This window comes from Sorangium sp. So ce362, assembly GCF_051519845.1.
Taxonomy (GTDB): Bacteria; Myxococcota_A; Polyangia; order Polyangiales; family Polyangiaceae; genus Sorangium.
The window spans coordinates 3,055,327-3,082,198 of sequence record NZ_CP150332.1; the positions used below are offsets into that span (position 1 = coordinate 3,055,327).

21 protein-coding genes, 1 tRNA gene and 1 pseudogene are annotated in these 26,872 nt (G+C 70.2%); 12 read left to right on the forward strand and 11 right to left on the reverse strand.

The window, feature by feature from the left end:
• The first annotated feature begins 43 nt into the window (after window positions 1–43).
• The 4 genes from WMF17_RS12170 to WMF17_RS12185 all read left to right on the forward strand — a co-directional run bounded on the left by WMF17_RS12170 (window position 44) and on the right by WMF17_RS12185 (window position 4,143).
• A complete protein-coding gene (locus WMF17_RS12170) occupies window positions 44–2,125 on the forward strand; it encodes a M1 family metallopeptidase (protein ID WP_437649523.1) in 2,082 nt (693 codons plus the stop codon).
• Window positions 2,122–3,072, forward strand: a complete 951-nt coding sequence (locus tag WMF17_RS12175; RefSeq protein WP_437649525.1) for a hypothetical protein — start codon at window positions 2,122–2,124, stop codon at window positions 3,070–3,072. Before WMF17_RS12170 ends, WMF17_RS12175 begins: the two co-directional genes overlap by 4 nt.
• Before the next feature lie 177 nt (window positions 3,073–3,249).
• A tRNA-Phe gene (locus WMF17_RS12180) sits at window positions 3,250–3,322 on the forward strand.
• A gap of 335 nt (window positions 3,323–3,657) precedes the next feature.
• Window positions 3,658–4,143, forward strand: coding sequence for a response regulator (locus WMF17_RS12185; RefSeq protein WP_437602210.1), 486 nt, complete (start codon window positions 3,658–3,660; stop codon window positions 4,141–4,143).
• 304 nt (window positions 4,144–4,447) lie between these two features.
• Here the strand turns inward: WMF17_RS12185 and WMF17_RS12190 are convergent, their stop codons facing one another.
• The 7 genes from WMF17_RS12190 to WMF17_RS12220 all read right to left on the reverse strand — a co-directional run bounded on the left by WMF17_RS12190 (window position 4,448) and on the right by WMF17_RS12220 (window position 12,416).
• Window positions 4,448–4,783, reverse strand: a complete 336-nt coding sequence (locus WMF17_RS12190; protein ID WP_437649527.1) for a hypothetical protein — start codon at window positions 4,781–4,783, stop codon at window positions 4,448–4,450.
• Between the two features lie 147 nt (window positions 4,784–4,930).
• Window positions 4,931–5,503, reverse strand: coding sequence for a hypothetical protein (locus WMF17_RS12195; RefSeq protein ID WP_437602212.1), 573 nt, complete (start codon window positions 5,501–5,503; stop codon window positions 4,931–4,933).
• A 106-nt stretch (window positions 5,504–5,609) separates the two neighbouring features.
• Entirely contained in the window at window positions 5,610–6,521 is a 912-nt protein-coding gene (locus WMF17_RS12200) for an SH3 domain-containing protein (RefSeq protein WP_437602213.1), read from the reverse strand.
• A gap of 75 nt (window positions 6,522–6,596) precedes the next feature.
• Complete coding sequence (locus tag WMF17_RS12205; protein ID WP_437649529.1) at window positions 6,597–8,957, reverse strand: DUF4340 domain-containing protein; 2,361 nt, start codon at window positions 8,955–8,957, stop codon at window positions 6,597–6,599.
• Window positions 8,957–10,627 (reverse strand): GldG family protein, encoded by a 1,671-nt coding sequence (locus WMF17_RS12210; protein ID WP_437649531.1) that lies wholly within the window; start codon window positions 10,625–10,627, stop codon window positions 8,957–8,959. Before WMF17_RS12210 ends, WMF17_RS12205 begins: the two co-directional genes overlap by 1 nt.
• Window positions 10,627–11,373 carry an ABC transporter permease gene (locus WMF17_RS12215; protein WP_437602216.1) on the reverse strand — a complete coding sequence of 249 codons (747 nt, stop codon included), beginning with the start codon at window positions 11,371–11,373 and terminating at the stop codon, window positions 10,627–10,629. Before WMF17_RS12215 ends, WMF17_RS12210 begins: the two co-directional genes overlap by 1 nt.
• Window positions 11,370–12,416 (reverse strand): ABC transporter ATP-binding protein, encoded by a 1,047-nt coding sequence (locus tag WMF17_RS12220; protein WP_437649533.1) that lies wholly within the window; start codon window positions 12,414–12,416, stop codon window positions 11,370–11,372. Before WMF17_RS12220 ends, WMF17_RS12215 begins: the two co-directional genes overlap by 4 nt.
• 277 nt (window positions 12,417–12,693) lie before the next feature.
• On the opposite strand from WMF17_RS12220, the gene WMF17_RS12225 reads away from it, so the two are divergent.
• The gene (locus WMF17_RS12225; RefSeq protein WP_437489968.1) at window positions 12,694–13,161 is read left to right on the forward strand and encodes a DUF3293 domain-containing protein; all 468 of its coding nucleotides are present in this window, start codon (window positions 12,694–12,696) and stop codon (window positions 13,159–13,161) included.
• Between the two features lie 129 nt (window positions 13,162–13,290).
• Complete coding sequence (locus WMF17_RS12230) at window positions 13,291–13,731, forward strand: hypothetical protein (RefSeq protein ID WP_437602218.1); 441 nt, start codon at window positions 13,291–13,293, stop codon at window positions 13,729–13,731.
• 130 nt (window positions 13,732–13,861) lie between these two features.
• Here WMF17_RS12230 and WMF17_RS12235 read toward each other — a convergent pair whose 3' ends face one another.
• The 3 genes from WMF17_RS12235 to WMF17_RS12245 are packed head-to-tail and all read right to left on the reverse strand — an operon-like array spanning window position 13,862 to window position 16,994.
• A complete protein-coding gene (locus WMF17_RS12235; protein ID WP_437649535.1) occupies window positions 13,862–14,566 on the reverse strand; it encodes a response regulator transcription factor in 705 nt (234 codons plus the stop codon).
• A gap of 50 nt (window positions 14,567–14,616) precedes the next feature.
• The gene (locus tag WMF17_RS12240) at window positions 14,617–15,642 is read right to left on the reverse strand and encodes a sensor histidine kinase (RefSeq protein ID WP_437649537.1); all 1,026 of its coding nucleotides are present in this window, start codon (window positions 15,640–15,642) and stop codon (window positions 14,617–14,619) included.
• Window positions 15,643–15,683: 41 nt separating this feature from the next.
• Window positions 15,684–16,994 carry a thymidine phosphorylase gene (locus WMF17_RS12245; RefSeq protein WP_437649539.1) on the reverse strand — a complete coding sequence of 437 codons (1,311 nt, stop codon included), beginning with the start codon at window positions 16,992–16,994 and terminating at the stop codon, window positions 15,684–15,686.
• A gap of 144 nt (window positions 16,995–17,138) precedes the next feature.
• Here WMF17_RS12245 and WMF17_RS12250 point away from each other — a divergent pair, with 144 nt between their 5' ends.
• The 4 genes from WMF17_RS12250 to WMF17_RS12265 all read left to right on the forward strand — a co-directional run bounded on the left by WMF17_RS12250 (window position 17,139) and on the right by WMF17_RS12265 (window position 23,308).
• The gene (locus tag WMF17_RS12250; protein WP_437649541.1) at window positions 17,139–18,557 is read left to right on the forward strand and encodes a cytochrome ubiquinol oxidase subunit I; all 1,419 of its coding nucleotides are present in this window, start codon (window positions 17,139–17,141) and stop codon (window positions 18,555–18,557) included.
• On the forward strand, window positions 18,547–19,584 hold the full coding sequence (locus WMF17_RS12255) for a cytochrome d ubiquinol oxidase subunit II (RefSeq protein ID WP_437649543.1): 1,038 nt from the start codon (window positions 18,547–18,549) through the stop codon (window positions 19,582–19,584). The genes WMF17_RS12250 and WMF17_RS12255 overlap by 11 nt, the downstream gene beginning before the upstream one ends.
• 289 nt (window positions 19,585–19,873) lie before the next feature.
• A complete protein-coding gene (locus tag WMF17_RS12260) occupies window positions 19,874–21,715 on the forward strand; it encodes an IgGFc-binding protein (protein ID WP_437602224.1) in 1,842 nt (613 codons plus the stop codon).
• A 264-nt stretch (window positions 21,716–21,979) separates the two neighbouring features.
• A complete protein-coding gene (locus WMF17_RS12265; protein WP_437644356.1) occupies window positions 21,980–23,308 on the forward strand; it encodes an ISL3 family transposase in 1,329 nt (442 codons plus the stop codon).
• Window positions 23,309–24,109: 801 nt separating this feature from the next.
• Here the strand turns inward: WMF17_RS12265 and WMF17_RS12270 are convergent.
• A pseudogene (locus WMF17_RS12270) lies at window positions 24,110–25,449 on the reverse strand (IS3 family transposase); the annotation flags it as partial.
• 187 nt (window positions 25,450–25,636) lie between these two features.
• Between WMF17_RS12270 and WMF17_RS12275 the strand changes: the two are divergent.
• Window positions 25,637–25,897 (forward strand): hypothetical protein, encoded by a 261-nt coding sequence (locus WMF17_RS12275; protein WP_437649545.1) that lies wholly within the window; start codon window positions 25,637–25,639, stop codon window positions 25,895–25,897.
• A gap of 13 nt (window positions 25,898–25,910) precedes the next feature.
• A complete protein-coding gene (locus tag WMF17_RS12280; RefSeq protein ID WP_437602226.1) occupies window positions 25,911–26,792 on the forward strand; it encodes a VCBS repeat-containing protein in 882 nt (293 codons plus the stop codon).
• Window positions 26,793–26,872: the final 80 nt, after the last annotated feature.

The window sequence follows — 26,872 nt, forward strand, 5'->3', positions numbered from 1 at the left end:
GACGCGCCTTTCCGCGATGGCGCTGGCTCGCTAGGTTGCACCGGTGCGCACGGCTCTCCAGGCCGCCATCGGTCTCCTCCTCGCGCTGCTCGCCGGCCGAACGGGGGCGTCCCTCGTCGCCACGATCGCGCGCGGCGCTCCAGCGCAGCCGCCGCCGGCCGCTCGCGCAGGCACCGTCGACGCCGCGGGCGCCACCGCAGCCGCTGCCGACGCGGAGCCCGCGGGCATCACCGCAGCCGCTGTCGGCGCCGCCCACGTCACGCCATCGCCGGCGCCTCCTGCCGACGCCGAGCTCGCGGCGCACGCCGATCCGATCGCGAGCTACACGCTGCGCGCGAGCCTCGATCCGGTGCAGCACACGATGCGCGGCGAGGGCACGCTGGTCTGGCGGAACGCGTCGCGCGAGCCGCAGCGCGAGCTGTTCGTCCACCTCTACCTGAACGGCTTCAAGAGCGAGCGCACCGTGTTCCTCCGGTCGGCCATCGGGGGCTTTCGCGGCAACGAAATCTTGTACGATTACGGACACATCCAGGTGAAGCGCTTCGCGGTGCGCGAGATGGGAGGCGCGGACGTCTGGCCCCAGGGGCGCCCCACGACGCCCGGCGATCCCGAGGACGAGACCGACATCCGCGTGGAGCTGCCGCGGCCCGTCGCTCCAGGCGAAGCGATCACGATCGATCTCGCCTGGGACGCGCACCTCCCGTCGCTCGCGCTCAGGACGGGCCACTACGGGAGCTTTCACATGGTGGGGCAGTGGTTTCCGAAGATCGCTCGCCTCGAGCCCGACGGGACCTGGGCGCACTTCCCCTACCATCGACTCTCGGAGTTTTACGCCGACTTCGGGGCCTACGACGTGACCGTCGACGTGCCGGAGCGGTTCGCGGTCGGCGCCACCGGCCGGCTCGTGGAAGAGCGGCGGCTCGACGGCCGCGCGATCCGCCGGTTCGTGCAGGAGGACGTGCACGACTTCGCCTTCGCCGCGTGGGACCGCTTCCGCGAGATGCGCGCGACGACCGACGACGGCGTCGCGATCCGTTGCCTCTTCCCCGAGGGAAGCGAGCGCGAGGCGGCGCTCCAGATCGACCTGGCCCGGTTCGGCCTGTCGCATTTCGGCGCGGCGTTCGGCCGCTACCCGTACGGCACGCTCACGATCGTGCATCCGCCGGAGGGCGCCGAGGAGGCCGGCGGAATGGAGTACCCGACGCTCATCACGACCGGCGGCAGCTGGCTCTGGCCCGTGGTGGGCTTGCGCTTCGTCGAGGCGGTCACGGTGCACGAGCTCGCGCACCAGTGGTTCTACGGCCTCGTCGCCACCAACGAGCACCGCTACCCGTTCCTCGATGAGGGCCTCACCACCTACGCCGAGGCCGAAGCGCTCCGCGCCCGCTACGGCGACAGCTCGGCGGCGCGGCTGCTCGGGCTCGAGATCGACCTCCGGACGCAGTACCGCGCCGACGCGCTCGCGTCGGGCCACAACGGCGCCGTCGCGCAGCCGGCGACGGGCTTCGTGGACGGGGCGGACTACGCCGGCCTCGTGTACGGAAGGCCCGCGGTCCTCCTCGCGACCCTCGCCGGCGTATACGGCGAGGACCTCGTGCGCCGGGCCGTGGGCCGCTACGCGCGCGAGAACCGGTTCCGTCACCCCGGCCCCGAGGCGCTGCTCGAGGCCGTGCGCCGCGAGGTGGGCGACGGGGCGGCCGAGGCGCTCCGCGCCGGGCTCTTCGAGGGCGGGTGGGTCGACTACACGGTCGCGACGTTCCACTCGTGGCCCGCAGGCGACGCGGAGCCCGCTCCGGGTGAGGGCGGCCACGAGGGAGCGGGTTATCGCGGCCACGCCGTCGTGCGGCGCCGCGGCTCGCTCGTGCTCCCCGTCGACGTCGCGCTGCACGGCGAGGACGGCGGCGTGCAGCGGGTCCGGTGGCAGGCGCACGAGAGCGCCGCCCGGATCCCCTACGCCGGCGCCTCGCCGCTGGTCGCCGTGGTGATCGACCCCGACCACCGGGTGCTGCTCGACGAGGACCTCGCGAACAACGCGCGCCGGGCGGATCCGGACCTCCTCGCGCCCAGCGTGCTCTCGCGCGCGAGCTTCGCCGTGGGGCTCGCGCTCACGCTCCTCGGGCCATGAGCGAGCCGGCGGAGGAGGAGGGCGCGATGGTTCCGGGCTCGACGGCGGCCGCAGGGGGCGATCCGCCGCGCGCCCGGCCTGCCGCGCGGCGCGCCGCCGCGCACGAGCGGCCCGGCGCGATCGCGCTCTACTTCGGCTATCGCGTGCTCGCCTCGCTCGTGGTCGCGGCGCCGCTGTCCGTCTTCGCGGCCCAGGTCGTCGGCGATCATCCGCGCGGCGACGCGATCCTGTTCGATCCCGGCGGGCTGATGCTCGGCGAGCTCGGGCGCCTCGGGGCGCTCGCCGCCGCGTCCCTCGCCGCGCAGCTCGGCGTGGGCACCCTGCTCGCCGCCGCGCTCGGGCTGATCCCGCTCGCGGTGCTCCTCGCCGCGCTGAGCCAGGCGGGGCCGCTCTCGGCGCAGGCCCTGGGCGGCCGCGCGGCGCGCGCCATCGGCCCGCTCGCCTTGCTCTGGGGCGTCGCGCTCGCGGCGCAGGTCACGGCCGCCGCGCTCGTCCTGTTCCCCGGGATGAAGCTCTGCGCGGCGCTCCTGGCCCTGCCGCGCAGCCGCGACCTCGCGGCGGCGGCCGTCGCCGCGGTCGCGCTGGTGCACGTCGTGGCCATCGGTCTGCTCCACGACCTCGCGCGGGCCGCCCTCGTGGCCGAGCAGCGGGGCTTCTACACCGCTGTCGCCAGGGGGGTCGACGCGCTGTGCGCCGCGCCGCTCGCGGCCGCCTGGGCCTGCGCTTCTCGAGGCGCGCTCGCCGCCGTCGCGCTCGCAGGCGGGGCGTGGGGGATACACCTCGCCGGCGTCGGCACGGGCCCGCGCGTCGCCGCCGCGTTCGTCGCGCAGCTCGCGGCGCTCGCGGCCGCCGCCTACCTGCGCGCCTCGTGGCTCGCGGCCGCCTTCCGGCTGGTCGATCGCTCCGCGCCCGCGCAGGGCACGGGGACGGACGACACCGCCGAATGACGGCTCCGCATCGCGGCCGCGCCGGCGGTGGCTGCGCCGACAATCACCGCCGCCTCCTGGGCTTCCGACGCGGCACGAGCAGCTCGGGATGCAGAAATCCTTTGACTTACGTCTACATCCGCGTAACGTAGCCCGCCCGTGACCGACGCCTCGGCGTAAGCGCGGGGTCTGCAGCAAGCCCAGGTAGCTCAGTTGGTAGAGCAGAGGATTGAAAATCCTCGTGTGGGCGGTTCGATTCCGTCCCTGGGCACTACCCTTTCTTTCTTGTGCCGGCGATCAGGCTCCGCCGAGCCCTCTTTTCACGCTCTTGCGTGCTCCTCCGCTCCACACGGCTCGGCCGTTGTCGTGGACGCCCGGGCGATTCCACCTCTCGGCCAGGCGCCAGCCGGCCTCATCGGCTGGCCGCTGGGGAGGGCGCGGCGGTCTGTTCAGGAGTACATTCGCGGGTTTGGCCACATCGGGTGACAGTGGAACTTGGTTCCGGTGCGGTAGCGATCCTGGTAAGGTGACGAGGGGACCACTCGTTGCAACCTGAACACTCCGGAGGCGCCCTAGGGAACGGCGCCTCCTCATGGAGGCTCCCTCATGGCCGATCGTCGTGTCGACTCCTCGCGAAAGAGCTCTCCGGAAACGGCCTCCGCTTCCGACTCGGCGCCGCGGAGCCGGCCGTCCGCGCCTGGTAACCAGGCCAGCGAGGGAGCTCGGAAGAAGAAGATCCTCGTCGTCGACGACTCGCTGACTTCGCTGCTGTCACAGCAGCTGGCGCTCGGTGCGGACGACTACGACATCGTCATCGCGCGCAACGGCAAGGAGGCGATCGCGAAGGCCGTGTCGGAGCGCCCCGATCTCATCCTGATGGACGTCGTCATGCCCGCGATGGACGGCTTTCAGGCCTGCAGGTGGCTTCGCGCGTTCGACGCGACGAAGACCGTGCCGATCATCATGATGACGACGAGGAGCGATCAAACGAGCATCAAGATCGGCTTCGCCAACGGGTGCACCGACTACCTCATCAAGCCTTTCGACGGCGACCTGCTGCTCATGAAGGTCCGCACCCACCTTGGCCAATAAGGCCCTCTCGGCCACCCCGGCGCGTGACCGGTCCGCTCCGGCGACCCCCTCGCGATGGGGTCAGGACCTCCACAAGGAGGAACGCACCTTTGCCCACCCGACCTCGGCAGACGGGACCGCAGGCGCTGCGCGAGGGGACCTCAGCGTGCGCCGAGCGCGACGCGGCAGGTAGAGCGTACGGCAGGACGCGCGCGTGGAGGGCTGTCCACCGCGCACGAGGCGCTGTGTCACGATAGGCTCGAAGAGACTACGCCGATTGTCAACGCGCCGCATGGCATCCCCGGCGCCGGCGCTCTGGCCAGGGCTAGAACTGGGCCCAAACGAGAGCGCTCACGTCCAGTCCGGCGCATTCGGTTAGAGCCGCCATCGGCCGGCTGCACCCGGAGACAGCGACGTCGTCGCCGTCGCACACGAACTCATCGTCGATGCAGGAGATGAGCTCGTCGAACTGGTCCTGACAGCCTTCGTACCCTGCAGACCTCTCGGCGTCCTCGATGCGGTCGATACACTCCACCTCATCTCTCTCGCTGCAAGATCCCGTGCAGTCGCACTTGTCTTCGCACAGACTCGAGGGCGAGGCCCCACAGCCCGCGAGCATGGCGAGCGCGAGGGCGACCGTGAACGAGGGGACGAGCTTCAAAGGCGGTATCCTCCAATCGGGCCGCGCAGCGCGCGAGCTACGATGACGCTGCTCCTCTTATCGCGTTCGTGATGGAGGTACAAGCCGCACGTGGGTCGCCAGCGCTGCGCCAGGGGGCTGGCGAGCCTGCGATAGCCTCTCAGTTCCTCAGTTCCGCGTGGCGCCTTCGGCCTGCGCCGGCCAGAGCCGGCGGAAACCGACGCCGACGATGCCCCCGTCGTCGCGCTGCACCAGGCCTCCGAAGCGGCATTTCTCGACCAGCGTGCCTTCCGCCAGCTCGCCGCCGTCCTGGAACCGGATGCGCTGGCCCTCGCTCAGGGCGGCAAAGACGCGCGCATCCGCAGCGACGGCCATGAGCGACTCCAGGGCAGGGACGCGCAACGGCGCGATGTCCGCTGTGCGGGCGCGGTGAACCAGGCCCCGGTGGGTCATGGATCGCACAGAAACAGAGGGCTTATTTTTGTCCGGGGCGGATGACGTTGCTTCGGGGGAGGCAACCCACACGTCGACCGTGGCGCCACGTCTGAAGAGGACCACCCCGGGCAGCGCCTTGCTCGCGGCGGTGGTCAGGAGGACCAGCTCACCCACACCTGGCTCGGTCGACGCGCGCCCGCCGAGGCGGTCGCGCACCGCGTCGACCGTGGGCTTCGCGGCGGCAGACGCCGCGATGTCCGCGGATCGGCCCAGGGGAATCAGCGGGAGCGACAGCTTGCGCGTCATCGGACCCCGCCATTCTACGCGAACCGACGCGCGTTCGCCCGGGCGCAGGCCTTGAATCCGCGTCTGGCGCCGCCCGCGCGCGCCCGCCGGCTCGCGCCTCGCTCGGCTAAAGGCCGATGGCGCCGCGGTAGATCCAGCCCGTCTTGCCCCGGTGCTCGACCTTGTACCAGTCGTTCTGCCGGCCAACGAGCTTGACGCGCGTCCCACGCACGAGGCGCATGACCACATCGCCCTCCTTGGGCACCCCGCGGACGAGCGCGGTGTCCCAGCTGACCGTGGCCAGGCCGCTCGCTGCGCTCTCGCTCGTGGTCGCTCCGGCGGCCGGCTCCTGCACCTCGCCGCCGGCGTCCGCCTTCGCGGCCTCGGCCTGCGCGCCCGGGGGATGGAACGTGGCGGTGTACACGAGGGAGTAGCGGCGGTACTTGTGCGGGACCTCCTCGAGGGAGACGTTCGAGAACTCGCGCGCGGCGCACTGGAGAATGCCGCTGATCGTCGAGGAGGGCAGGCTCGCCTTCTTTCCCTTGACGACCTGGACCTCTTTCTTCTCGAAATTCAGCTCGAAGCCGATCGGGAGCTTGCCGTCGACGCCGAGCGCCGCCGGACACTGGGCGAGCTCCTTCAGCCGGGGCAGCGCGATCGGATCGAACTGGAGCTCTCCGCAGTTCTCGATCTTCTTGTTCTTCTTGTCGGAGCAGCGCGTGATCCTGCCGGGGCCGACCACGACCTGCTGCTGGTTCTTCGCGGGCTCCGGCGCCGTGGCGTCGGGCTCCGCCGTCCCGGGCACGGCAGCTGCTGGGGAGGGCGCCGCGGCCGCTGCCGCGGTCTCGGCGGTCGCCTTGGGGTCGCCGGGGACGCTCGGGCCGATGCGGACCCCGGCGAGCCTGGGCCAGGCGACGCCCACGACGAACCCCACGAGCGCGATCACCCCGATCCGCGACCAGACCGGCTGCTCATCGCCGGGACGGGGGATGTCGACCGTCAGCGGGCGCTGCCGCTTCGCCATGTCCGCCTTCGCCATGTCCACCACGTCGCCTAGCACAGGTGCGCCGCCAGAACGAAATAGTACGAAACAGTCCGCTCGCTCAGCGCCGCGTCAGTCGACGCCCGCGACGCCCGCCGCCTCGAGGAGCGGTCGCACCCTGGACTGCGCGATGGCGTAGACCGCGCTCACGCCGTCGCGACGGGCATAGAAGACATTCGTGCCGCGGAAAGCGTCGCCCGCGCCGATCGCGATCGTGAACGACCCCTCCGACGAGCGCGGCGGGCTCGCGCCGCCTTCGCCCGCGGGCGCGGCCTGCGGCCGGGCAAGCTCGATGGTGACCCGGAGCCGCGGCGGGCCGAGGCCGTGCTGCCGCTCCGGCTGGCCCAGGGCCACGGCGCCCTCGGCGCGTAGATCGGCGAGGGCGTCCAGGACGCGCGCGGCGGTCGTGGTGGCGCTCGCCTGGTCGGCCGCCCCCGCGACGGTGAGGCCGCGCGGCGAGCCCTCGAGCACGACCGGCTTCCCGTCCCGCGGGGACAGCGTCACCCGCGCGATGTCCTCAGGAGGGACGAGGAAGACGTCGCGGCGGAGCAGCAGGCGCCCGGCCGCGGCCTCGAGCGCCGGCGGCGCGACGAAGACCGCGGCGCTGTCGCCGGTGCGCGCGAACGAGCCTGCGCCAGCGTGCGCGCCGAGCTCCACCCGGGCCGCGCGCGCCGCCGCGTCGGAGGCGCCCGCGCCCGGCTCCAGCGCGGCGGTCAGCTCGGCCTCGACAACGAGCCGGGGCGCGCCGAGCCCGTAGCTCTGGCCGGCGTCCGCGGCGACCCAGCGCTCGGCCTTGAGGCCGGCGAGCTGCCCGGCGAGCTCGTCCGCGAGCCCGCCGTCGGCCGCGAGGCCCACGCCGCTCGGCGCGACGAGCTGCCAGGCGCCCTCGCTCGTCCGGCGGAGCCGCTGGACCAGGCCGGGGCGCTCGATCCGCAGCGCGTTGATCTGATCCGGCGCGAAATCGAACACCTCCATGGAGCGCAGCGACACCTCGGAGGGGAGGAGCGCGTCAGCGGCCGGGGCCGGGACCTCGGCGATCGCGCCGTCCTCGAGCCGCCGGACGTGCACGACGCCGGCCTGCTCGGCGCCGATCTCGAGCGTCTCGATGCGCTCCTGCGGCTCGCCCTCGCCGGCGGACGCCGGCGTCGAGACGACGCGAAGGGTGGCCCGAGGCGGATCCAGGCCGAGCGCCTTCGGGGAGCTCGCCGTGGGGAGGAGGCGCGCCGCGCGGACGCCGAGGATCGCCTGCACCAGGGCGCGGCCCGTCTCGGTCGGGACAGGGCGGTCCTGCGGGGCGCGCAGGTGCCACTCGCTGCCGGTGCGCGCGAGCTCCAGCGAGCGCGCGCCGCGCTCGCCGGCCGCGAGCTTCACCTCGGCGACCTCGTCGAGCGGCGCGGCGATGAGGGCGAGATCGACGAAGCGCGCGGCCTCCTCGGTGAGCGGATCGAGCACGCTTGCGGGCACGCAGGCGGCCGCGCGCGTGGGCTCGCGCCGCGTCGCGACGACGTGGTCGGGCTTGCCCGGGCAGGCGCCGCCGACGTCGATCACGCCGCGCTTCGCCGAGGGATCGCTCGGCAGGAGCGTCAGCGTGACCCTGAGGCCGCCGGAGGCCGCGGCCTGCGCCGCTTCCTCCTCGGAGAGGAACGCCTCGGCCTGCATGCGGCCGAGCGCCGAGAGCACGAAATCCAGCGCCGGCGCGCTGACCCGGACGCCGCTGCCCTCGGGCGAGCCCTCGGCGAAGCGGAAGCCGGCGCCGCGGCCGCCACCCCACGGGGCGCGCACGAACCGCCGCGAGCCGCCCTCGCCGTCGAGCGTGAGCCCCGAGAGCTCGGCCGGGACGTAGGGGACGAAGCTCCGGGAGCGGAAGCGATCCGGCGGCACGTCGAGGGTCGCGGCGAGCTGCTTCGTGACGACGAAGACGCCGCGGCCGGCGACCTCGGCGTAGACCGCGCCGGGCGGCGTGGGGGCGCTGCCGCCGAGCAGCAGCCGCTCGCGGCGCGGGCCCATCGTGAGGGCGATCGTGAGCCGGGGCGCGGACAGGCCGAGGGCGGCCCGATCGCTCGCCTCCTCGGAGACGCGGCGCTCCGCCGTCGCGAACTCGAGCGTTCCGAGGAGCTGGTCGACCGTGGGCTCGTCGGCGGGGTAGCGCTGCCCGTCGATCTCGACGTTCCACGGGCGCTGGCCGGCGTCGTTGACGTCGCCGCGGGTGAGCCGGGCCGTCTGCTGCGCGGCGGGCGGCGCGCCGGGCGGGGCCATCGTCACGGTGAGCTCGGTGATCTCGTCGGCGCGCCACGCCTCGAACAGGTGCTTCTTGCGGCGCTCGGCCTCGTCGGTGGACACCGAGCCCCGGTCGAGCACGAGGAGCGCGACGGCCGCCGCGGCGGCGAGCGCGACAAGGATCAGCGTCGTCGCGTGCCGGCGGAGGCGCCGCATCACGACGCCCCTTCGCGCTCGGTCCCGCCCGGTGATCCGCGCCCGGCGGGGGAGCCGGGGCCGCCCTTGTCGCCGGGGCGGCGCTCGGAGCCGCGCCGCGCGAGGTGCACGGCGAGGCCGAAGAGGGCCGCGGCGAGCGGCATGTAGACGATGACGTAGCGGAAGATGCCGGCGAGCGAGTCCTCGCTGAGCCGGAGGCCGGCGGTGACCGCGGGCTTGTCGGGGATGTCGAGCATGGGCGGGCTCGCGGCGAGCCAGGACAGCGCGCTCTCGACGAACACGGCCGTCCCGCGGAGCTCAGGGCTCTGCCAGTTCGCGCCGTAGAGCGCGCTGGGCGAGCTGACCACCACGACGCGCGGCCCGTGCGCGGCGCTGGACCCCGCGGGCTTCGGCAGCTCCGCGGCGTAGGCGATCGTGAGCGGCCCCCGGTGATCGCCGTCGCGCGGCTGTGGCTCGGACGGATCCCGGGCCCAACCGAAGAAATCGACCATGCCGAAGGCCCTGTCGCTCGTGACGAGCAGCGGCGCCGGGGCCACGGGCCCGCTCGTCGTGGGCGCGAGCGAGCTGGCCACGGTGAGCACCGGGCCGAGCCCCTGATCGGCCACCTTGACGAGCCCCTCGGTGATCGGGTGCGGCCTCACCAGGGGCGAGAAGGTCTCGCCGAAGCCCTGCGTCGAGCGGAGCTTCGGGTCGAGCTCGAACACGAAGTCCGACCGGAGCTCGACGCCCGCCACGGCGAGCAGGCCCGAGAGCCCGAGATCCACGTACCGCTGATCGCTCTCGTCCGGCACCGGGCCGAGCGCGAGCAGCGCGCTGCCGCCCTGCTCGATGAACGCGCGGTAGCGGGCGACGTCGCGGGGGGGCACCGGCTGGCTCGGCTCGGCGAGGACGAGCACCCGGCAGCGGCCGAGATCGACCTCGGGCGCCGGCTCCTTCGGCGCGGCGCCGGGTTCCTCGTCGTCGCCGTGGTCGTGACCGCCGCGGCCGCCGCCGAGCTCCACGACCTCGTAGTTGTTCTTGTTGAGCCGGTCCTTGAGCGCCGCGAGCCCGCCGGCGCCGCCGACCTCGATCGACTTCTCGCCGTGGCCGCTCGCGAAGCAGACCCTCGGCCGATCGGCGCGGACGACGCTCCGGATCGCGCCGGTCAGCGCCTGCTCGAGCCGCGGGCGCGCCCGCAGGTCGTCCTCGTCCTCGACCTCGACGAGGTCGCTCGCGGTGAGGAAATGGGGGCGATCCCCGCGCGCGACGATGATCGCCGCGTCCGTGACGATGCGCCCGTCCTCCGTCTTGCCCGCGACGACCCCGTAGCGCTGCTGCACGGCGAGGAACTCCGCGGGGCGCCGGTCGGGATCGGTCACGTCGACCTCGAGCCGCGTCGTCTCGGCCCGGTACGCGTCGAGCAGGTGCCGCACCGAGAGCGTCAGGGGGTCGGCCTCGGAGAGCAGGACGTAAACGCGGATCGGCTCCTCGAGCGCGCGCAGCGTCGAGACGGTCGCGTCGCTCAGCGTGTACAGGCCGCCCTGCGTCCAGTCCCAGCGCTTGTAGTGGCGCGCGACGAGCAGGTTGACGAGCACCGCGAGCACCATCGCCGCGATGATCCCGACGCTCGTCGAGAGCTTCTCGCCGAGCGGGGTGCCAGGAGGAGCGCGATCGGGCCGCTCTTCGCCCATCAGCCCCACCTCCACGCATCCACCGCGCGCACGGTCACGAACAGCGGCAGCGCGATCACCGTCCCGTCGAACACGAGCCGGCGCAGGTCGACGATCCCGCGGGAGAAGTCGTTCATCTGCGTCCACACCGAGACGTAGGCGCAGAGCTCGTGCGCCGGGCCGTCCGGGAAGATGAACTCCCCGATGCCAAGGATGAACAGGCCCATCACCGCCATCGTGCTGAGCACCGCGGCCATGAGCTGGCTCTTCGTGAGCGCGCTCGTCATCGTCCCGATCGCGAGGTAGCCGGCGCCGACCGCGACGACGGCGAGGTAGCTCGACCCCACGACCCGCCAGTCGAGCTCGCCCGTCCGGGCGATGAGGACCACGTAGAGCAGCGTCGGCGCCCACATCGCGACGTACGTCACGAGCGCCGCGGCGTACTTCGCCAGCACGACGCCGGCGGAGCCCACCGGCGCCGTGAGGAGCGCCTCGATGGTGCCGCTCCGGCGCTCCTCGGCGAAGAGCCGCATCGTGAGCAGCGGGCACACGAAGAGCAGCGGCAGGTAGATCAGGATCGTCTGGCCGAAGAAGACCTGCACCGGGCCCGTGTCGGCGGAGAGCTCCACCTCGCCCGCGAACTGGGTCGCGATCAGGAAGAAATGCACGCCCTGCACGAGCAGGAACGTGGTGATCAGCACCCACGCGAGCGGCGTCACGAAGAGCGAGAAGAGCTCTCGCTTGAAGATCGGCCAGAAGCCCCTCACCGCGCCGCTCCTTCATCGCGCCGCGCCGCGCGCCCCTTCTTCCGGGCCGCCGGCCGCGGCCCGTCGCCATCGCCCGCCGCGCCGGGCTCGTCGTCCGTGGCGGTCAGCTCGGAGAACACCTGCTCCAGCGACGGGGCGTGGGGGACGAGCTCGCGCACCCCGAGGCCCGCGCCGACCAGCGCGCTCACGAGGCGCTCGGTGGCGTCGCCCGCGTCGGCGCCGGCGTCGAACTCGACCGTGAGCCGCGCCGCGTCGCCGGCCGCCTCCGCCTCGGCCGAGCGGACCCCCGCCGCCCCGCGCGCCGCCGCGAGCGCCGCGTCGGCCGCGCCGCGCACGGCGACGCGCACGCCGGACGAGCGGCGCTTCGCGCGGATCTCGTCGATCGAGCCCTCCGCGACCAGCCTGCCGCGCGCGATCACGAGCGCCCTCGTGCACGTCGCCTCGACCTCGGAGAGGATGTGCGTCGAGAGGAGCACCGTGCGGCCTGGGCCGAGCCGGCGCACGAGCGCGCGCACCTCGCGGATCTGGTTCGGATCGAGGCCCGCCGTCGGCTCGTCCAGGATGAGCAGCGGCGGGTCGCTGACGAGCGCGTCCGCGAGGCCGACCCGCTGGCGGTAGCCCTTCGAGAGGTGGCCGATCATGATGCTCGCGACGTCCTCGATGCGCGCGTCGCGGAGGGCGCGCGCGACCGCGTCGCGGCGCGCGCGCCGCGGCACGAGCTTCAGCTCGGCGCGGAAGGCGAGGTACTCCGCCACGCGCATCTCCGGGTAGAGCGGCGAGGTCTCGGGCATGTACCCGAGCGACGCCCGCGCGCGCATCGGCTCCTCGGCGATGTCGTGGCCGGCGACCCGCACCCGGCCGGTGGTCGCGCCGAGGAACCCCGCGAGGATGCGGAGGGTCGTGCTCTTGCCGGCCCCGTTCGGCCCGAGGAACCCGACGATCTCGCCCTGGCTCACCCGGAAGGAGAGATCGCTCACCGCCTGGTGGGGGCCGTAGGACTTGGAGAGGTGCTCGACCTCGATCATCGGGACATCAGGGCGCAAGGGGTCAGGGCGGTCGGCGCGACGCGCGGCGGACAGGCCGGGCGATCGCGCGGAACGCTTAGCGCACCGGGCGGGGCAGGGGAAGCGCGCGCCGGGCTTCCGCGCGGCTCTGGCGACTCGCCGCCGCGGGACGCCGGCGAGTAGCCAGAGCCGCGCGTCTCTGGTAACCCTCCGCCGTCGCGCCCGGCGGCCCGGGCGCTCACGCCATGGGCCCCTCTGCAAGGCGACGCACCCGGTGCGCCGAGCGCCGCGGCCCCCTCACACCCACCGCTCCACGATGGATCAGACGCTCCTCCGGTCGTATTTCTCGACCATTTACGAGTTCCCCACGGCGGCGGGGACGCTGCGCGTCTCGCTCGACGGCGAGATCGTCCAGGATCAGGCCGGGCTCCCCGAGCTCCTGACCCGCAAATTCGCCGTGCTCACCGCCTACAACCCGCGATCGATGCTCATCCCCCGCCGGGTCAACGATCAGCGCCACCACGTCCTCCGCGATCTCCTGATCCTCGGATGTTACCGGGTGGAGCCGTGCGTCGGATCCGAGGCGGAGCCGGAGGGCATCTGGCGCGAGCCGGCCTGGCTCGTCCACGGCATGGACCGGGACGAGGCGATCGCCTTCGGCCGCGTCTTCCGGCAGAACACGATCGTGTTCGCGCAAGGCGGCCGGCCGGAGCTCATCATCACGGATCCGACAGCTGACGACATCGGTCGAACTTTCCAGGGCAACTGGCGAGTTCGGTCATGACCGGTGCGGCGCCCGCTGACGCGGGACGCCGATTCCATGTTGAAACATACCCGCAAAATGTGGGTTCATGCCGTGGCGTTCAGGGATGGGCGGACCGGCCTCGCTCACCACATGAGGAGACACAGCAGAATGCGCACCCAGGTCACCCTCGCAGCGCTCGTCGCCGCGCTCGGGCTCGTCGCCGGCGCTGGCGGCTGCGGCCAGAACAAGGTCTCGGAGTGCAACGCGCTCATCGAGGTCATCAACAAGGGCGTCCAGAGCATCGAGAAGGGCACGAAGACCGGCGCCGATCAGGGCGGGTCGAGCGAGCTGAAGACGATGGCCGAGGCGATGGACAAGGTGGCGGCCGACGCGGCGCAGGTGAAGCTGACCACCCCGGAGCTGCAGAAGTTCTCGGGCGAGTACCAGGCCATGGCGAAGGAGGTCGCCAAGGCGGCGCGCGATCTCGCGACGGCGGCGGACGCGAACGACGCCGAGAAGAGCAACACGGCCCAGGCCGCGATCGAGAAGGCGATCAAGCAGGAAGATCCCCTCGTCGACAACATCAACAAGTTCTGTCAGGCGCCCTGAAGGGCCGCGCCCGCCGGGCGACTCCGGCCGGGCTCCCGCGTCGCGCGCGGCGCCCGCGAGGCCCACGTGCCGCCTGGAACACGCGCCTGCGCGTGCAGGCTGTGCGCGGCCTGGCGGGCGAGCCGAGCGATCAGGGGACGAAGCGGTAGCCGACGCCGCGCACCGTCAGGATGTGGCGCGGCGAGGTCGCGTTTTCCTCCAGCTTGTTGCGGAGCTGGAGGATGAAGTTGTCGATGGTGCGCGGGGTCCCGTGGTGGGTCGGGCCCCACACCTTGGCCTGGATCTGCTCCCTGGACAGGACCCGGCCGCCGGCCTCGGCGAGGCAGAGCAGGACGTCGAACTCGGTCGCCGTGAGCTCGAGCAGCTCCTCGCCGCGGCGGACCTCGCGCGTCGCCGCGTTGATCACGACGTCGCCGGCGCGCAGCTGCGCCCCGTCGGCGCGCGCGATCGCGTCGCGCCGGAGCACCGCCTTCACGCGGGCGAGCAGCTCGGCCAGGCTGAACGGCTTCGTGATGTAGTCCTCGGCGCCGAGCTCGAGGCCCATCACCTTGTCCATCTCGGCGCCGCGCGCGGACAGCATGATCACCGGCAGGGTGCGCCGCTCGTTGCGGAGGATGCGCAGCAGCTCGAAGCCGTTCAGGCGGGGGAGCATCACGTCGATGATGATGAGGTCGATCCCGCCGGCGCGGGCGAGCGCGAGCCCGCGCTCGCCGTCCTCGGCCACCATGACGCGGTAGCCCTCGGCGGTCAGGTTCATCTCGAGACCCATAGCGATGCTGGGATCGTCCTCGACGAGCAGGACGGTCCGCGCCGGTGCTTGAGGGTTCCGGGTCATGCTGAGCACGACCTCTAGCATGTTCATGTCCGGACCGGAGACGGCCGCGCCTACCGCGGCGCGTTCGCTCCGGCGCCCTGCTCCGCCGCTCCGGGGTGCGCCGCGGCGACGTTGTGCGCGGCGTCGGGCGGGTGTCTCCCGGCGGCGCTCGCCCTCTGCGCGCCCCGGAGCGGGAGCACGAGCGTGAACGTGCTGCCCTTCCCGGGCTCGCTGTCGACGAGGATCCTGCCCCTGTGCGCCCGGACGACGTGCTTGACGATCGACAGCCCGAGCCCGGAGCCTTCCTGCTGCCGCGCGAGGAGGTCGTCGACCCGGTAGAACTTCTCGAAGATCCGCTTGTGCTCCTTGCGGGCGATGCCCTTGCCGTTGTCGCGGACCGTGATCTGCGCCGACCGGTTGTGGACCTGGGCGGAGACGCTGATCGTCCTCGGCTGACCGCCGTACTTGTAGGCGTTCGAGAGGAGGTTCACGATCGCGTCGACGAGCGCGCTGCGGTCGCAGAACACGGGCGGCAGGTTCGCGTCGACGGAGATGTCGAGCTCGACGCTGCGCTTCTCGCGGGTCGGCTCGAAGGCGTGGATCGCCTCGTCGACGACCTGCCGGAGGTGGTGCTCCGAGAGCTCGTAGACGCGCCGGCCGCTCTCCATCCGCCCCCAGTCGAGCAGCCGATCGATGAGCTGCTGGAGGCGGGCGCTCTCCTTGGTGAGCGCGTCGATGCAGCGATCCTCGCTGTGCGCGTCGCCGCGCCTGAGCTTGAGCGTCTCGGTGAACATCCGGATCGACGTGAGCGGCGTGCGCAGCTCGTGCGAGACCTTGGACACGAAATCGGCCTGGAGCTCGGACAGGTTGCGCTCGCGCCGGAGGAAGACCCAGACGAGGATGACCCCGGTCGCGAGCGTCCCGCAGAACGTGAGGACCAGGATCCCCATGATGAGGTTGTACTGGGCCTCGCCGAGGACGAGCAGGAGGAAGCCGACGCCCGACAGGAGCACGCCGGGGACGATGACCAGGTAGACGAGGAGCTGGATGATCCGCCGGTAGCCGAGCGTGGTGAGGTCGCGTCTCGGGCTTCGCATGGACGGCAGCTTAGTTGGGCGGCGCGGCGGCCGCGAGCCGCCTAGGCGTCGATCCGCTCCAGCACGAGCGCGGGCGCCTCGGCGGGCGCCGGGCCGAGCCGGAAGGCCGCGCGGACGCGATCGGCCGCGACGCGCGCGTCGTCCGCCCGGCGCGCGTGGACGCGGGCGAGGGGCGCCCCGCGGTCCACGCGATCGCCGCGCACGGCGGCGAGCTCGATGCCCACGGCGGGGTCCACGCGCTGGTCGGCGCGCGTCCGCCCGGCGCCGAGCGCGACCGCGGAGAGCCCGATCTCCAGCGGATCGACGGCGACGACGTACCCCTCGTCCTGGGCCGCGACGTCGACCACGACGGGGGCGGCGGGCAGCCGCCCGGGGTCGTTCACCACGGCCGGATCGCCTTTCTGGGCGGCGATCATCCGCGCGAGGACCTCGGCCGCGGCGCCGCTCGCGATGGCGGCCTCGAGCTTCGTCCGCGCCTCGGCCGCGCTCGCCGCGGCGCCGCCGGCGATCAGCATCTCCTCCCCGAGGGCGAGCGTGCACGCGACGAGGTCGCCCGGCCCGCGCCCGTGCAGCACCTCGATCGCCTCGCGGGTCTCGATGGCGTTGCCGACGGTGCGCCCGAGCGGGGCGCTCATGTCGGTGAGCAGCGCGGAGACGCGCTTGCCGGCCGCGGTCCCGACGCGCACGAGGGCGGTCGCGAGCGCGCGGGCGTCGTCCTGGGTCTTCATGAACGCGCCCCGCCCGACCTTGACGTCGAGCACGAGCGCGTCGATGCCCTCCGCGAGCTTCTTCGAGAGGATGCTGGCGACGATGAGCGGGATCGACTCGACCGTGGCCGTCACGTCGCGCAGCGCGTAGATGCGCTTGTCCGCGGGCGCGATCCGCTCGGTTTGCCCGATCATGCACGTCCCCACCTCGCGGACGATGCGCGCGAACGCGCCGACGTCGAGCGCCACGTCGAACCCCGGGATGGCCTCGAGCTTGTCGAGCGTGCCGCCCGTGTGGCCGAGGCCGCGACCGGACACCATCGGGACGGGGACGCCGCAGGCCGCGACGAGGGGGGCGAGGCAGATCGAGACCTTGTCGCCGACGCCGCCGGTCGAGTGCTTGTCGACCTTCCGGCCGGGCACGCCGGACAGATCGAGGACGTCGCCCGAGTGGAGCATCGCGCGGGTGAGCGCGACGGTCTCCGCGTCGTCCATGCCACGGAAGAAGATGGCCATGAGCAGCGCGCTCATCTGGTAGTCGGCGAGCTCGCCGTCGCCGAGGGCGCGGACGAGCCGCGCGATCTCGTCCTCGGACAGCCGCCCGCCGTCACGCTTCTTCGCGACGAGCTCGACAAGGGTCTGCATCGGCCGGAAGCTTAGCCGGGTTCACCCCTATTTGTCCCCTGCGCGACCCTCCCTATTGTCCGCGGGAGCGCGCGGGCCGCCCCGCGGGAAAGCGGACACGCAGCCGGTCGCGGTCGCACTGAGAAGGGAGCCGTACGGGGCCTCATGAACAGCCTCCTCTATGCCAGGGCCCAGATGGGCCTCTCGCTGGGATTTCACATCGTCTTCGCGGCCGCCGGGGTGGCGCTGCCGCTGATCATGGTCATCGCGGACGCGCTCTGGCATCGGACGGGCGATCGCGACTATCTCGAGTTCTCGAAGCGCATGGCGAAGGGGACCGCGATCCTGTTCGCGGTGGGCGCCGTCTCGGGGACGGTGCTCTCGTTCGAGCTCGGCCTCCTGTGGCCGAGCTTCATGGGGACGTTCGGCGAGGTGATCGGGCTCCCGTTCTCGCTCGAGGGGTTCGCCTTCTTCACGGAGGCGATCTTCCTCGGCATCTATCTCTACGGGCGCGGCAAGCTCCCGCCGAAGCTGCACCTGCTCTCGGGCGCGCTCGTGGCGCTGAGCGGCGCGCTCTCGGCGTTCTTCGTGATCCTGGTGAACGCGTGCATGAACGACCCTGCCGGGTTCACGATGGTCGACGGTCGCCCGGCCGACATCGACCCGCTGGCGGCGATGTTCAGCCCGCCGTGGAAGCACGAGACGCTGCACGGCATCCTCGCGTGCTATCAGGCGACCGCGTTCGTGATGACGGGGATCCACGCGCTGGTGCTCCTGCGGCACCCGAGGAGCCCGCTGTTCCGGAAGGCGTTCGCGGTGACGCTCGCGATCGCCGGGGTGACGGCGCTGGCTCAGCCGTTCGTCGGCCACTTCGCGGCGGTGGAGGTCGGCAGGAGGCAGCCTGCGAAGCTCGCGGCGATGGAGGCGCACTTCGAGACCTCGGCCCGCGCGCCGCTGCTCGTCGGCGGCCTGCCCGACGTGGAGCGGCGCGAGGTCGACTACGCGCTCGAGATCCCGGGGGGGCTGTCGATGCTCCTGCACGCCGATCCCGACGCGGTGGTGCCCGGGCTCGACGCGATCCCGCGCGACGAGTGGCCGCCGGTGACGGCGACGCACCTCTCGTTTCAGGTGATGGTGGGCGCGGGCTCCGCGATGGCGCTGCTCGCGGTGGTCGCGGCGGGGCTCGCGTTGCGCCGGCGGGGGATCCCGGATCAGCGCCCGTTCCTCTGGGCGGTGGTCCTGGCGAGCCCGCTCGGCATCGTGGCGATGGAGGCCGGCTGGCTTGTGACCGAGTTCGGCCGCCAGCCGTGGATCGTGCGGGGCGCGATGCGCACGCGCGACGCGGTGACCCCGTTCCCGCACCTCGCGGCGCCCTTCTGGATGTTCACGGCGCTCTATGTCTTCCTCGGCGTCGTGGTGGTCTACCTGCTCGTGCGCCAGCTCCGCGCGGCGCCGCTCGCGGTGACGGGCGGCGGCGGACCGCACGGGGGCGGGGCGACGGGCGGCGGCGGACCGCGCGGGGACCGGGCGACGGGCGGCGGCGAGCCGGGGGCGCTCGGGGGAGGCGTGGCCGATGGTCGTTGAGTGGCTCCTTGGCGGGGTGATGGTGGTGGCGCTCGTGCTGTACGCGCTGCTCGGCGGGGCGGATTTCGGCGGGGGCGTCTGGGATCTCCTCGCCTCCGGCCCGCGGAAGCAGGAGCAGCGAGCGCTCATCGAGCGGGTCATCGGCCCGATCTGGGAGGCCAACCACGTCTGGCTCATCCTGGTCGTGGTGCTGCTCTTCACCGCGTTTCCTCCGGCGTTCGCGGCGATCTCGGTCGCGCTGCACGTCCCCCTCACGCTGTTCCTCGTGGGGGTCGTGTTCCGCGGCTCGGCGTTCAGCTTCCGCAGCTACGACTCGCGGCGCGATCGGCGGCAGAAGCGCTGGGGGCTCGTCTTTTCGCTCGCGAGCGTGACCGCGCCGGTGCTGCTCGGCATGATCGTCGGCGCGGTGGCGTCGGGGCAGATCCGGGTGGCGTCGGGGGTGGTGACGAGCGGCTTCTTCGCGCCGTGGCTCTCGCTGTTTCCGTTCGTGGTCGGGCTGTTCGCGCTGGCGCTCTTTGCGTTCCTCGCGGCGGTCTACCTGACGAACGAGGCGGCGGAGCCAGCGCTGGTCGACGACTTCCGGCGGCGGGCGCTCGCCTCGGGCTGCGTGGTCGCGGCGCTCGCGCTTGCGTCCTTCGCGGCCTCGTTCCGGGGCGCCCCGCTCATCCGACACGGGCTGACGGATCATCCGATCACGTGGCCGCTTCACCTCACGACGGGCGTCGCGGCCACCGCGGCGTTCTACGGGCTGTGGACGCGCCGCTTCCGTCTGGCGCGCTTCGCGGCCGCGGCGCAGGTCACGCTGATCCTGCTGGGGTGGGCAGCCTCGCAGTACCCGTTCCTGGTGGTGCCGGACGTGACGCTCGCGGGGGCAGCGGCGAACCCGAGGACGTTGCGATTGCTTGTCTGGGTCCTCGGCGTCGGTTTCGTGCTGCTGTTCCCGTCGCTGTATGTGCTCTTCCGTGTCTTCGGCAGCGGCCGGGCGGGTGCGGCGGCGGAGAGCGATGACGATCATGAGCGGGAGTAGGGGCGAGGTGCGTGGAAGTCGCGGGATTCGAAAGCGACGGACCACCTCGTCCTACCAAGGAGGGGTGCGAGGACGGCTCGCTGAACAGGGCCTCTCTGTCCGTCCGGGTGCTAGAGGGAGAGGGTGCGAGGTCGGGCGCGCATTGCATTCCTGAAACCTGCAACCCTCTCTCATGAGGCCGCCGAAAAATCGCCTGCGCTTTCGCGAGCCTCCCCAGGGCGGTCGAACCGTGTTACGCTCGCAGTCGCAAAGTTTTCAGGATGCTTGTGGGGGAAGGAGCCCTGTAGAGATGGCGAACATAGTTAGATACCGTCGACACGCGATTGTGGGGGTTTTTGCAGCGGCAGCCGGTGTGACGGGCTCGTTCGCCGCGTGCTCGGACTCGTACCGTGGAGAGCTCACCGGCAGCGGCTCGGGTCCCGGCGGGGCGGGTACCACCGGCACCGGCGGCGCGGGCGGGGAGGCGGGGGGGAGCACGGGGACCTTCGGGCAGGGAGGGCAGTGCGAGGCGACGTGCTCCAACGATCTGAAGAAGGTCATCAGCTGCAACGGCGCGGAGCTGCATGCTTGCGGGCCGGAAGAGGGGTGCGTCAACGCGGAGTGCATACCGGATCCATGCGAGGCGGCGAGGAGGTCGAAGAGCTCGTATGGATGCGACTACTGGGCGCTGAAGACGGCCATGGTGAACAATGGAAGCGGGACGTGCTTCGCTTCATTCGTGGCCAACACGTGGGAAATGCCCGTAAGAATCACCGTGGAGTACCAGGGGAACGAGCTGACGAACCCCGACTTGCCCTCCGACTTCATCTTTATTCCGGAGACGCAAGGCGCCACGACTACGTATCGGCCCTATGATCCTTCAGCTGGTCTTGGTGTAGGCGAGGTAGCTGTTCTGTTTCTTGCCAGGAATCCCTTCGGAGGGTCCACTGCTGACGATTGCCCCGACCCCGCAGTGGCAGCAATTCAGGACGAAGTCGGAGTCCGTGGTACGGGTCGAGGGAGTGCCTTCCACATCTCGACGGACTATCCGGTTGTCGCTTACCAGATGGCCCCGTTCAGTAGCTCAGGTGTGGCGCTCTCGTCGGCGACCCTGCTCATCCCGACGAGTGCCTGGGACGATAACTACGTAGCAATCAATGCCTATGGCTACTCTGGAGCTCCTGCCTACGGGTCCCCATCCTTGGACATTGTCGCCTACGAGGACGATACCGAGGTGACCCTTCTTCCCCGTGTTGCAATCGAAGAGGGAGACAATGTGGTGGGTTCTGAGGCGAATGAGCCTGTGACATACACTCTCGGTGTGGGTGAGTTTCTGCAGATCACTCAGCAGGCTGAGCTGACCGGGAGCCCTATCGCGTCGACGAAGCCTGTGGGGGTCTTCGGCGGGCATGAGTGCATGAAGGTGCCCGATGATGTGAATGATTGTGATGCTGCTCAGCAGCAGATCGCGCCGGTTCGTGCGACGGGCAATGAGTACGTCGGCGTGCGTTATCGCGGGCGTGGTGGGAACGACGACGAGGCTCCCCCCTGGCGTATTGTCGGCATGGTGGACGATACGGAATTGACATGGATCCCGAGCGCTCCGGAAGGCGCCCCCACAGCGATCAAATCGGGTGAAACATACCAGTTCAACGCTAGCGGTCCGTTCACGGTCAAGAGCCAGAGCTCGAACAATCCCTTCTATCTGGGCGCCTACATGACGGGTGGTGTGCCGTTCGGTAGAGAAGGCGACCCCGAGTGGGTGAACGTTGTTCCTCCGATCCAGTTCTTGGACTATTACGTGTTCTTTACCGATCCCAACTTTCCTGAGACGAGCCTCGTGGTCGTTCGGACGCCATCCAAGCGCGATGGCTCGTTTGCTGACGTGGAGCTTGATTGTGCCGGACCGCTCACCGGCTGGGAGGATATCGATGGGTACCAGTACACGCGCGTTAATATCGTAAGCGGGAACTTCGAGGGGTTTGCTGACTGCTCGAACGGACGTCGTGAGATGATTAGTGAGCTTCCGTTCGGCGTTACCGTTTGGGGCTGGGGCGCGATCCAGAATCACCAGCTGGTCTCGTATGCATACCCAGCTGGAGCTGGCTTTCAGCCTATCAACGAGGTCGTTGTTCCCCCCACCGTTCAGTGATGACTGATGTCGTCATCCGAGTCGTTGGGGTGAGGTTCCATGCTGGCTGAAAATGATGGCCGTCGGTGCATGCACAGCCGATGCATGCACAGTCGAGCAGTGCGACGGCCGTCGCCAGCGTGAAGCGAATCCGTTGCTGCGGAGATCCGCAGGGGTGGAGGCATCCGCACGCCAAAATTAGGGCTCTCCGAGATGTTTGGTGGAAGCGCGGCTGCGTGACCTGGTCCCGGCCCCCGCGGCGTTGCGGGCGAGCTCGGCGCAGGAATGGCGCGGTGCGATTGGGGATGGAACGCGCACAGCCGACGGGCTACCTCGGGGGTTACGACACCAACCCTTGGAGCCCGATCGGCTGTGCGCGCGACCACTCTGCTCAACAATGTCCTCGGAATCAAGTTCACTCGCGTCACGGGCGCGCAATTCACGGCGGACGGGCTGGTCTGCGACGTCGAGCCGACCACGGAGATCCCTCGCTGCGGAGGGTGCGGTCGCCCGGTGAGGAAGGTGTACGACCAGCGGAAACCGCGTTGCTGGCGTCACCTCGACCTCGCGGGGATGTCGCTGGAGCTCCGGTACTCGCCGCGGCGGTTGCGTTGCCCGCGGTGCGGAGTGACTACCGAGATGGTGCCGTGGGCCGACCCGATGAGCTGGTTCACGCACGCTTTCGAGGAGACGGTCGGCTACCTGGCGCAGATGACCTCGAAGACCGTCGTCTCGACGATGATGCGCGTCGCGTGGGCGACGGTCGGTGCAATCATTAGTCGCGTGGTCGAGCGGCGGCTTCCCCGCGACATCCTCGACGGGCTCACGCACATCGGCATCGACGAGCTCTCCTACAGGAAACACCACAAGTACGTGACCATCGTGGTCGACCACGTCACCGGGCGCGTGGTCTGGGCGCGAGAGGGGAAGAACGCCGACACGCTCCGGGCCTTCTTCCAAGAGCTCGGCTCGGAGCGATGCGCGCTCATCCAGGCGGTCACGATCGACATGTCGAAAGCGTACATCTCGGCGGTCTCGGAGTCGGCGACGAACGCGCAGATCATCTTTGACCGCTTTCATGTCCAGCGGCTGGTTCATGACGCGCTCGACGAAGTACGCCGTGCAGAAGTGAGGACAATCGAAGACCCCGAAGACCGCAGCGCGCTGAAGCATACCCGATTCGCGTTGCAGAAGAACCCTTGGAATCTGACTGCAATCGAGCAAGCGAAGCTGACGGAACTGCCGAAGACGAACGCGACGCTCTACCGCGCCTACCTGCTCAAGGAGTCGTTCGCAGCCATTCTCGATCGGCGTCAGCCGAATGTCGTACTGGCGAAACTCGAAGAGTGGATGTCGTGGGCCACGCACTCGGGTCTCAAGCCCTTCGCCAAAGCGGCGCGAACGATTGGTCACCATCTCGACGGCATCGTCGCCTACGTCGCGAGCGGGCTGTCGAACGCACGCTCGGAAGGCACCAATGGCAAGGTGCGCACCATCACGCGACGGTCCTACGGCCTCCACGGAGCCTCCTCCCTCATCGCGCTGATTCATCTCTGCTGTTCAGGTCTCTCGCTGCAACCTGTTCACACGTGGCCACGCTTCCACCAAACCTAAAAGAGAGCCAAAATTAGCGGGACGCACTCGCCTCAGAAGAAGCGCATGAACAAGCATCCTGTTGTAGCCATCGCGAACGATTGCGCTTCTTGGAACGTCCTTCAGCTGCGGAATGATCTTCGGCCTCGATGAGTTCGCCGACGCGGCAGGCTCGGGCGTCGGTGGCTCGACGGCGGACTCTGGCAGCGGGGCGTCGATAACGACGGGCGGCGCAGATGCGGGTCTGGTCCCGACTGTGCCGGTCCCGAGGCTTCCCATGAACGGTGCAGATGTCGGCACGATGCGGAAGAGCGGATCGCGACGCCCCAGGTTCGCATGGGAAGCTTCGACGGCGGGGACGGACTGGCCGATCGAGTACGAACTCCAGTACAGCACCGACCCGACGATGGCTGATGCTGCAACGATTTTCTCCACGCGAGCCGAGTACCAGCTCGATTCCGATCTGGAAGGGGAGCTGCTTCCGCCTGTCGGAAGACGCTATTATTGGCGAGTGCGGGCCTGTTCGCAAGGAGAGTGCTCTCCGTTCTCTCCTGTGCGGTGGTTCAACGTCGGTCGGGTGAGGTGCGATTTCAATGCGGATGATTATGATGATATCGCGGTGCGGAAGTTGCCAACACGTTTGAGACAGGCCGGACGATAGTCCTATGAGTGGATCGCGTTGAGGGACGCGTTCCGGCTCTGGGATGTGAGCGGTTGAGGTCGCGCCGCGGCGGTGGACGTGGCGCCAGGTTCGGACGCGTCGCAGGTCGTGCCCGTGTGCGGCGGCGCCGCGGCCTCGCAGGCGGCGTCGTCCACGGACAGCGGGTTGATGACTACCGAGGCAGGCGGTCTGCGCACGACGGGCGGGCCGTTCGGGAAGCGTTCCGGATGCGCGGCGTAGGCCGCGTCGAGGGCGACCTGTCGACGGGCCGCGATCTCGTCGACACGGTCGTAGAATACATCAGCAGGTGTGAAGAGCGCAAGGCCAGAATGCTGATGAAGGTCGTTATACCAGTTGAAGAACTCCTGGCACCACGCTCGTGCATGAGCCAGCGAGGCAAAGCGGTCCGGATAGTCGGGCTGGTACTTGAGCGTCTTGAACTGCGCCTCGGAGAACGCGTTGTCATCGCTGACGTGAGGCCGGCTGAAACTACGAACGACGCCGAGCGAGCCGAGGAGCTGAGCGAGCCCCTCCGACCTCATCGCGGAGCCGCGGTCGGCGTGCACCGTGAGCGAGCCGGGCTCGACGCCGTGGCGGGCGACCGTCTCTGCGAAGAGGTGCTCGGCGAGCTCCGCGCTCTCGCGCTCGGCGAGCAGCCAGCCGACGGTCATGCGACTGAACAGGTCGAGGACGACATACAGGCAGTAGCAGACCCCGGGCAGCGGCCCGCGCAGCTTGGTGATATCCCACGTCCAGATCTGGTTGGGGGCCGTGGCGGTAAGCGTCGGCTTGGCATGCTTCATCGGCCCACGCTGCGCGCGTCGCTCGTCGCTCTCGCCGGACGCCGCGAGCAACCGGTACATCGTGCGGATGGAGGCGAGATAGACGCCGCGCGACAGGAGCGTCGCGTAGACCTCCGGCGGGGGCTGGTCGACGAACTCGTCGCTGTGCAGCACGTCGAGCACGGCGTGCCGCTCGGGGTCGCTGAGCCGGCGTGGACTCGGAGCGGGCTCGTGCAGCGCGGGCGGCGTCGCGGGCTGGGTCTGCCGGTAGAGTGTGGCGCGGCTGACGCCGAGTGCCGCACACGCCTGCGCGATGGGGACGTGCGGATCATCGAGCTCTTCGATGACGTCCATCAGCGCTCTTCGTCGTTCGTGAGGTTGACGCCCAGAATGGCAGAGACTTTTTTTTGGAGGTCGATGAGCTTCTCAGCGAGCGCGAGCTTCTCCTCCAGCCGGGCCGAGCGCTTCTCGAACTCGGCGATGCGCCGGTCCTTCGCGTCGTGCTTCGGCTTGCGGCCGGGCTTGCGCCCCGCGAGAGCCTCGCTGCCGTGGAGGGCGAGCTGCTTGCGCCACGCGGTCAGGAGGGAGCTGTAGATGCCCTCGCGGCGCAGCAGCGCCTCGATGTCTCCGCGCTGGGTGCACGCGGCCGCCGCGCGAACGATGCGCAGCTTCTCAGCCGCCGAGAACTTCCGCCTCTTGCCCGGCTTCGGCAGGGTCTCGACGGCGACGCCACTCGGGCGGGGAGCAGCGCCCTGCGCCGCTGGGGCGGGGGTAGGGTCGACGGATCGGAGATGGGAAGGCTTCGGCACGGGTCAGGTCCATTCTCCGCCCTCTCACCACAGATTTCCAGGAGAAGCCTGTCTCACCCGACGTTGGCACAGAGGGGTGGGTGCTATCTCGGTCACGATGACTCGGAGCAATGCTGTCTACTTCTACTACGGAGCCGCCGGGGCGGAGTTCGACGCGACTCCCAATGGCATGAAAACAAGGCCGAATGACTCGGTCAGCGGGTTCGGTGCGGCCCTTTCATGCGCGGGCGACGTCGACGGCTTCGCGGACATCCTGGTAGGGGCGCCGTTCAGCGCCAGCTTGGAGGGCGAGGCCTGGGTCTATTTCAGCGATGGCGGCGACATTTTTTTCTGGCAGATCCTCCGGTGGTCTTCGTGATTCGCACGAGGGGGTGGAATTCGGCAGCACCCTGTCCGCTGCTGGAGATGTCAATGGGGACGGGTTCGACGACATCATCATAGGGGAGTGGGACGGACCCTATGCGTACCTCTACATGGGACACTCCTCCGGGCGACTTTCGCCTCCCACGGCGCTCTCTCTGGACATGAACGTGTCGAGCATGGCTTCGACAGTATCGTCGGCCGGCGATGTGAACGACGATGGCTTCTCCGATGTGATGGTAGCTTTTCAGCCTGTCTCGTCTCTTGGGCGTCAGGCGGTGGGCCTGTACTTCGGGGGGTCTGGTTTCGATGCTGTGCCAGACGTGGAGCTCGCCGCGCCCATGGAGGACTCAAATTTCGGCTTCGCAATCTCCTCAGCAGGCGATGTGAATGGTGATGGCTTCGGGGATGTGATCGTCGGATCGCACGGGCTCGATCGTGCGTACATATACGTTGGAGGGTCTGATGGGTTGGATACCGCCCCATTCTTGACGCTTGAGGGGAAGGAAGGTACGAATTTCGGTCTGGCAGTTGCTTCGGCGGGGGACATGAATGGGGACGGGTTCGGCGACGTTGCGGTCGGTACGAGCGATTATGCTGGGGATCCTGGGACGGTTTACGTCTACATGGGCGGTGCGGGAACGATGCTGAATGACCGCGCGGACGTGGCCTTCCATAGGCCTGCCCGAGGGGGTGGTTTTGGGCCTGTCCTGGGTTCGTCGGGAGATGTGAACGGCGATGGCTTCTCGGACCTCACGGTCGCTGCGCCGCAGGATGATGCCGTTTACATGTTCTTCGGCAAGTCGGAGAGCGAGAACCCTGATCCGGAGGACGGCTCCGTGGTGCAGCCGTTGCTGGACTTGACATTCGGCGCCTCGGTGTCAAAGCGGTAACGTAACACTCCGCTTTGAGCTATATGCTTCGGGGAGGTCAGAGTTTCATACTTCTTCGGTGGTAGGTGCTTTTGTGTCGC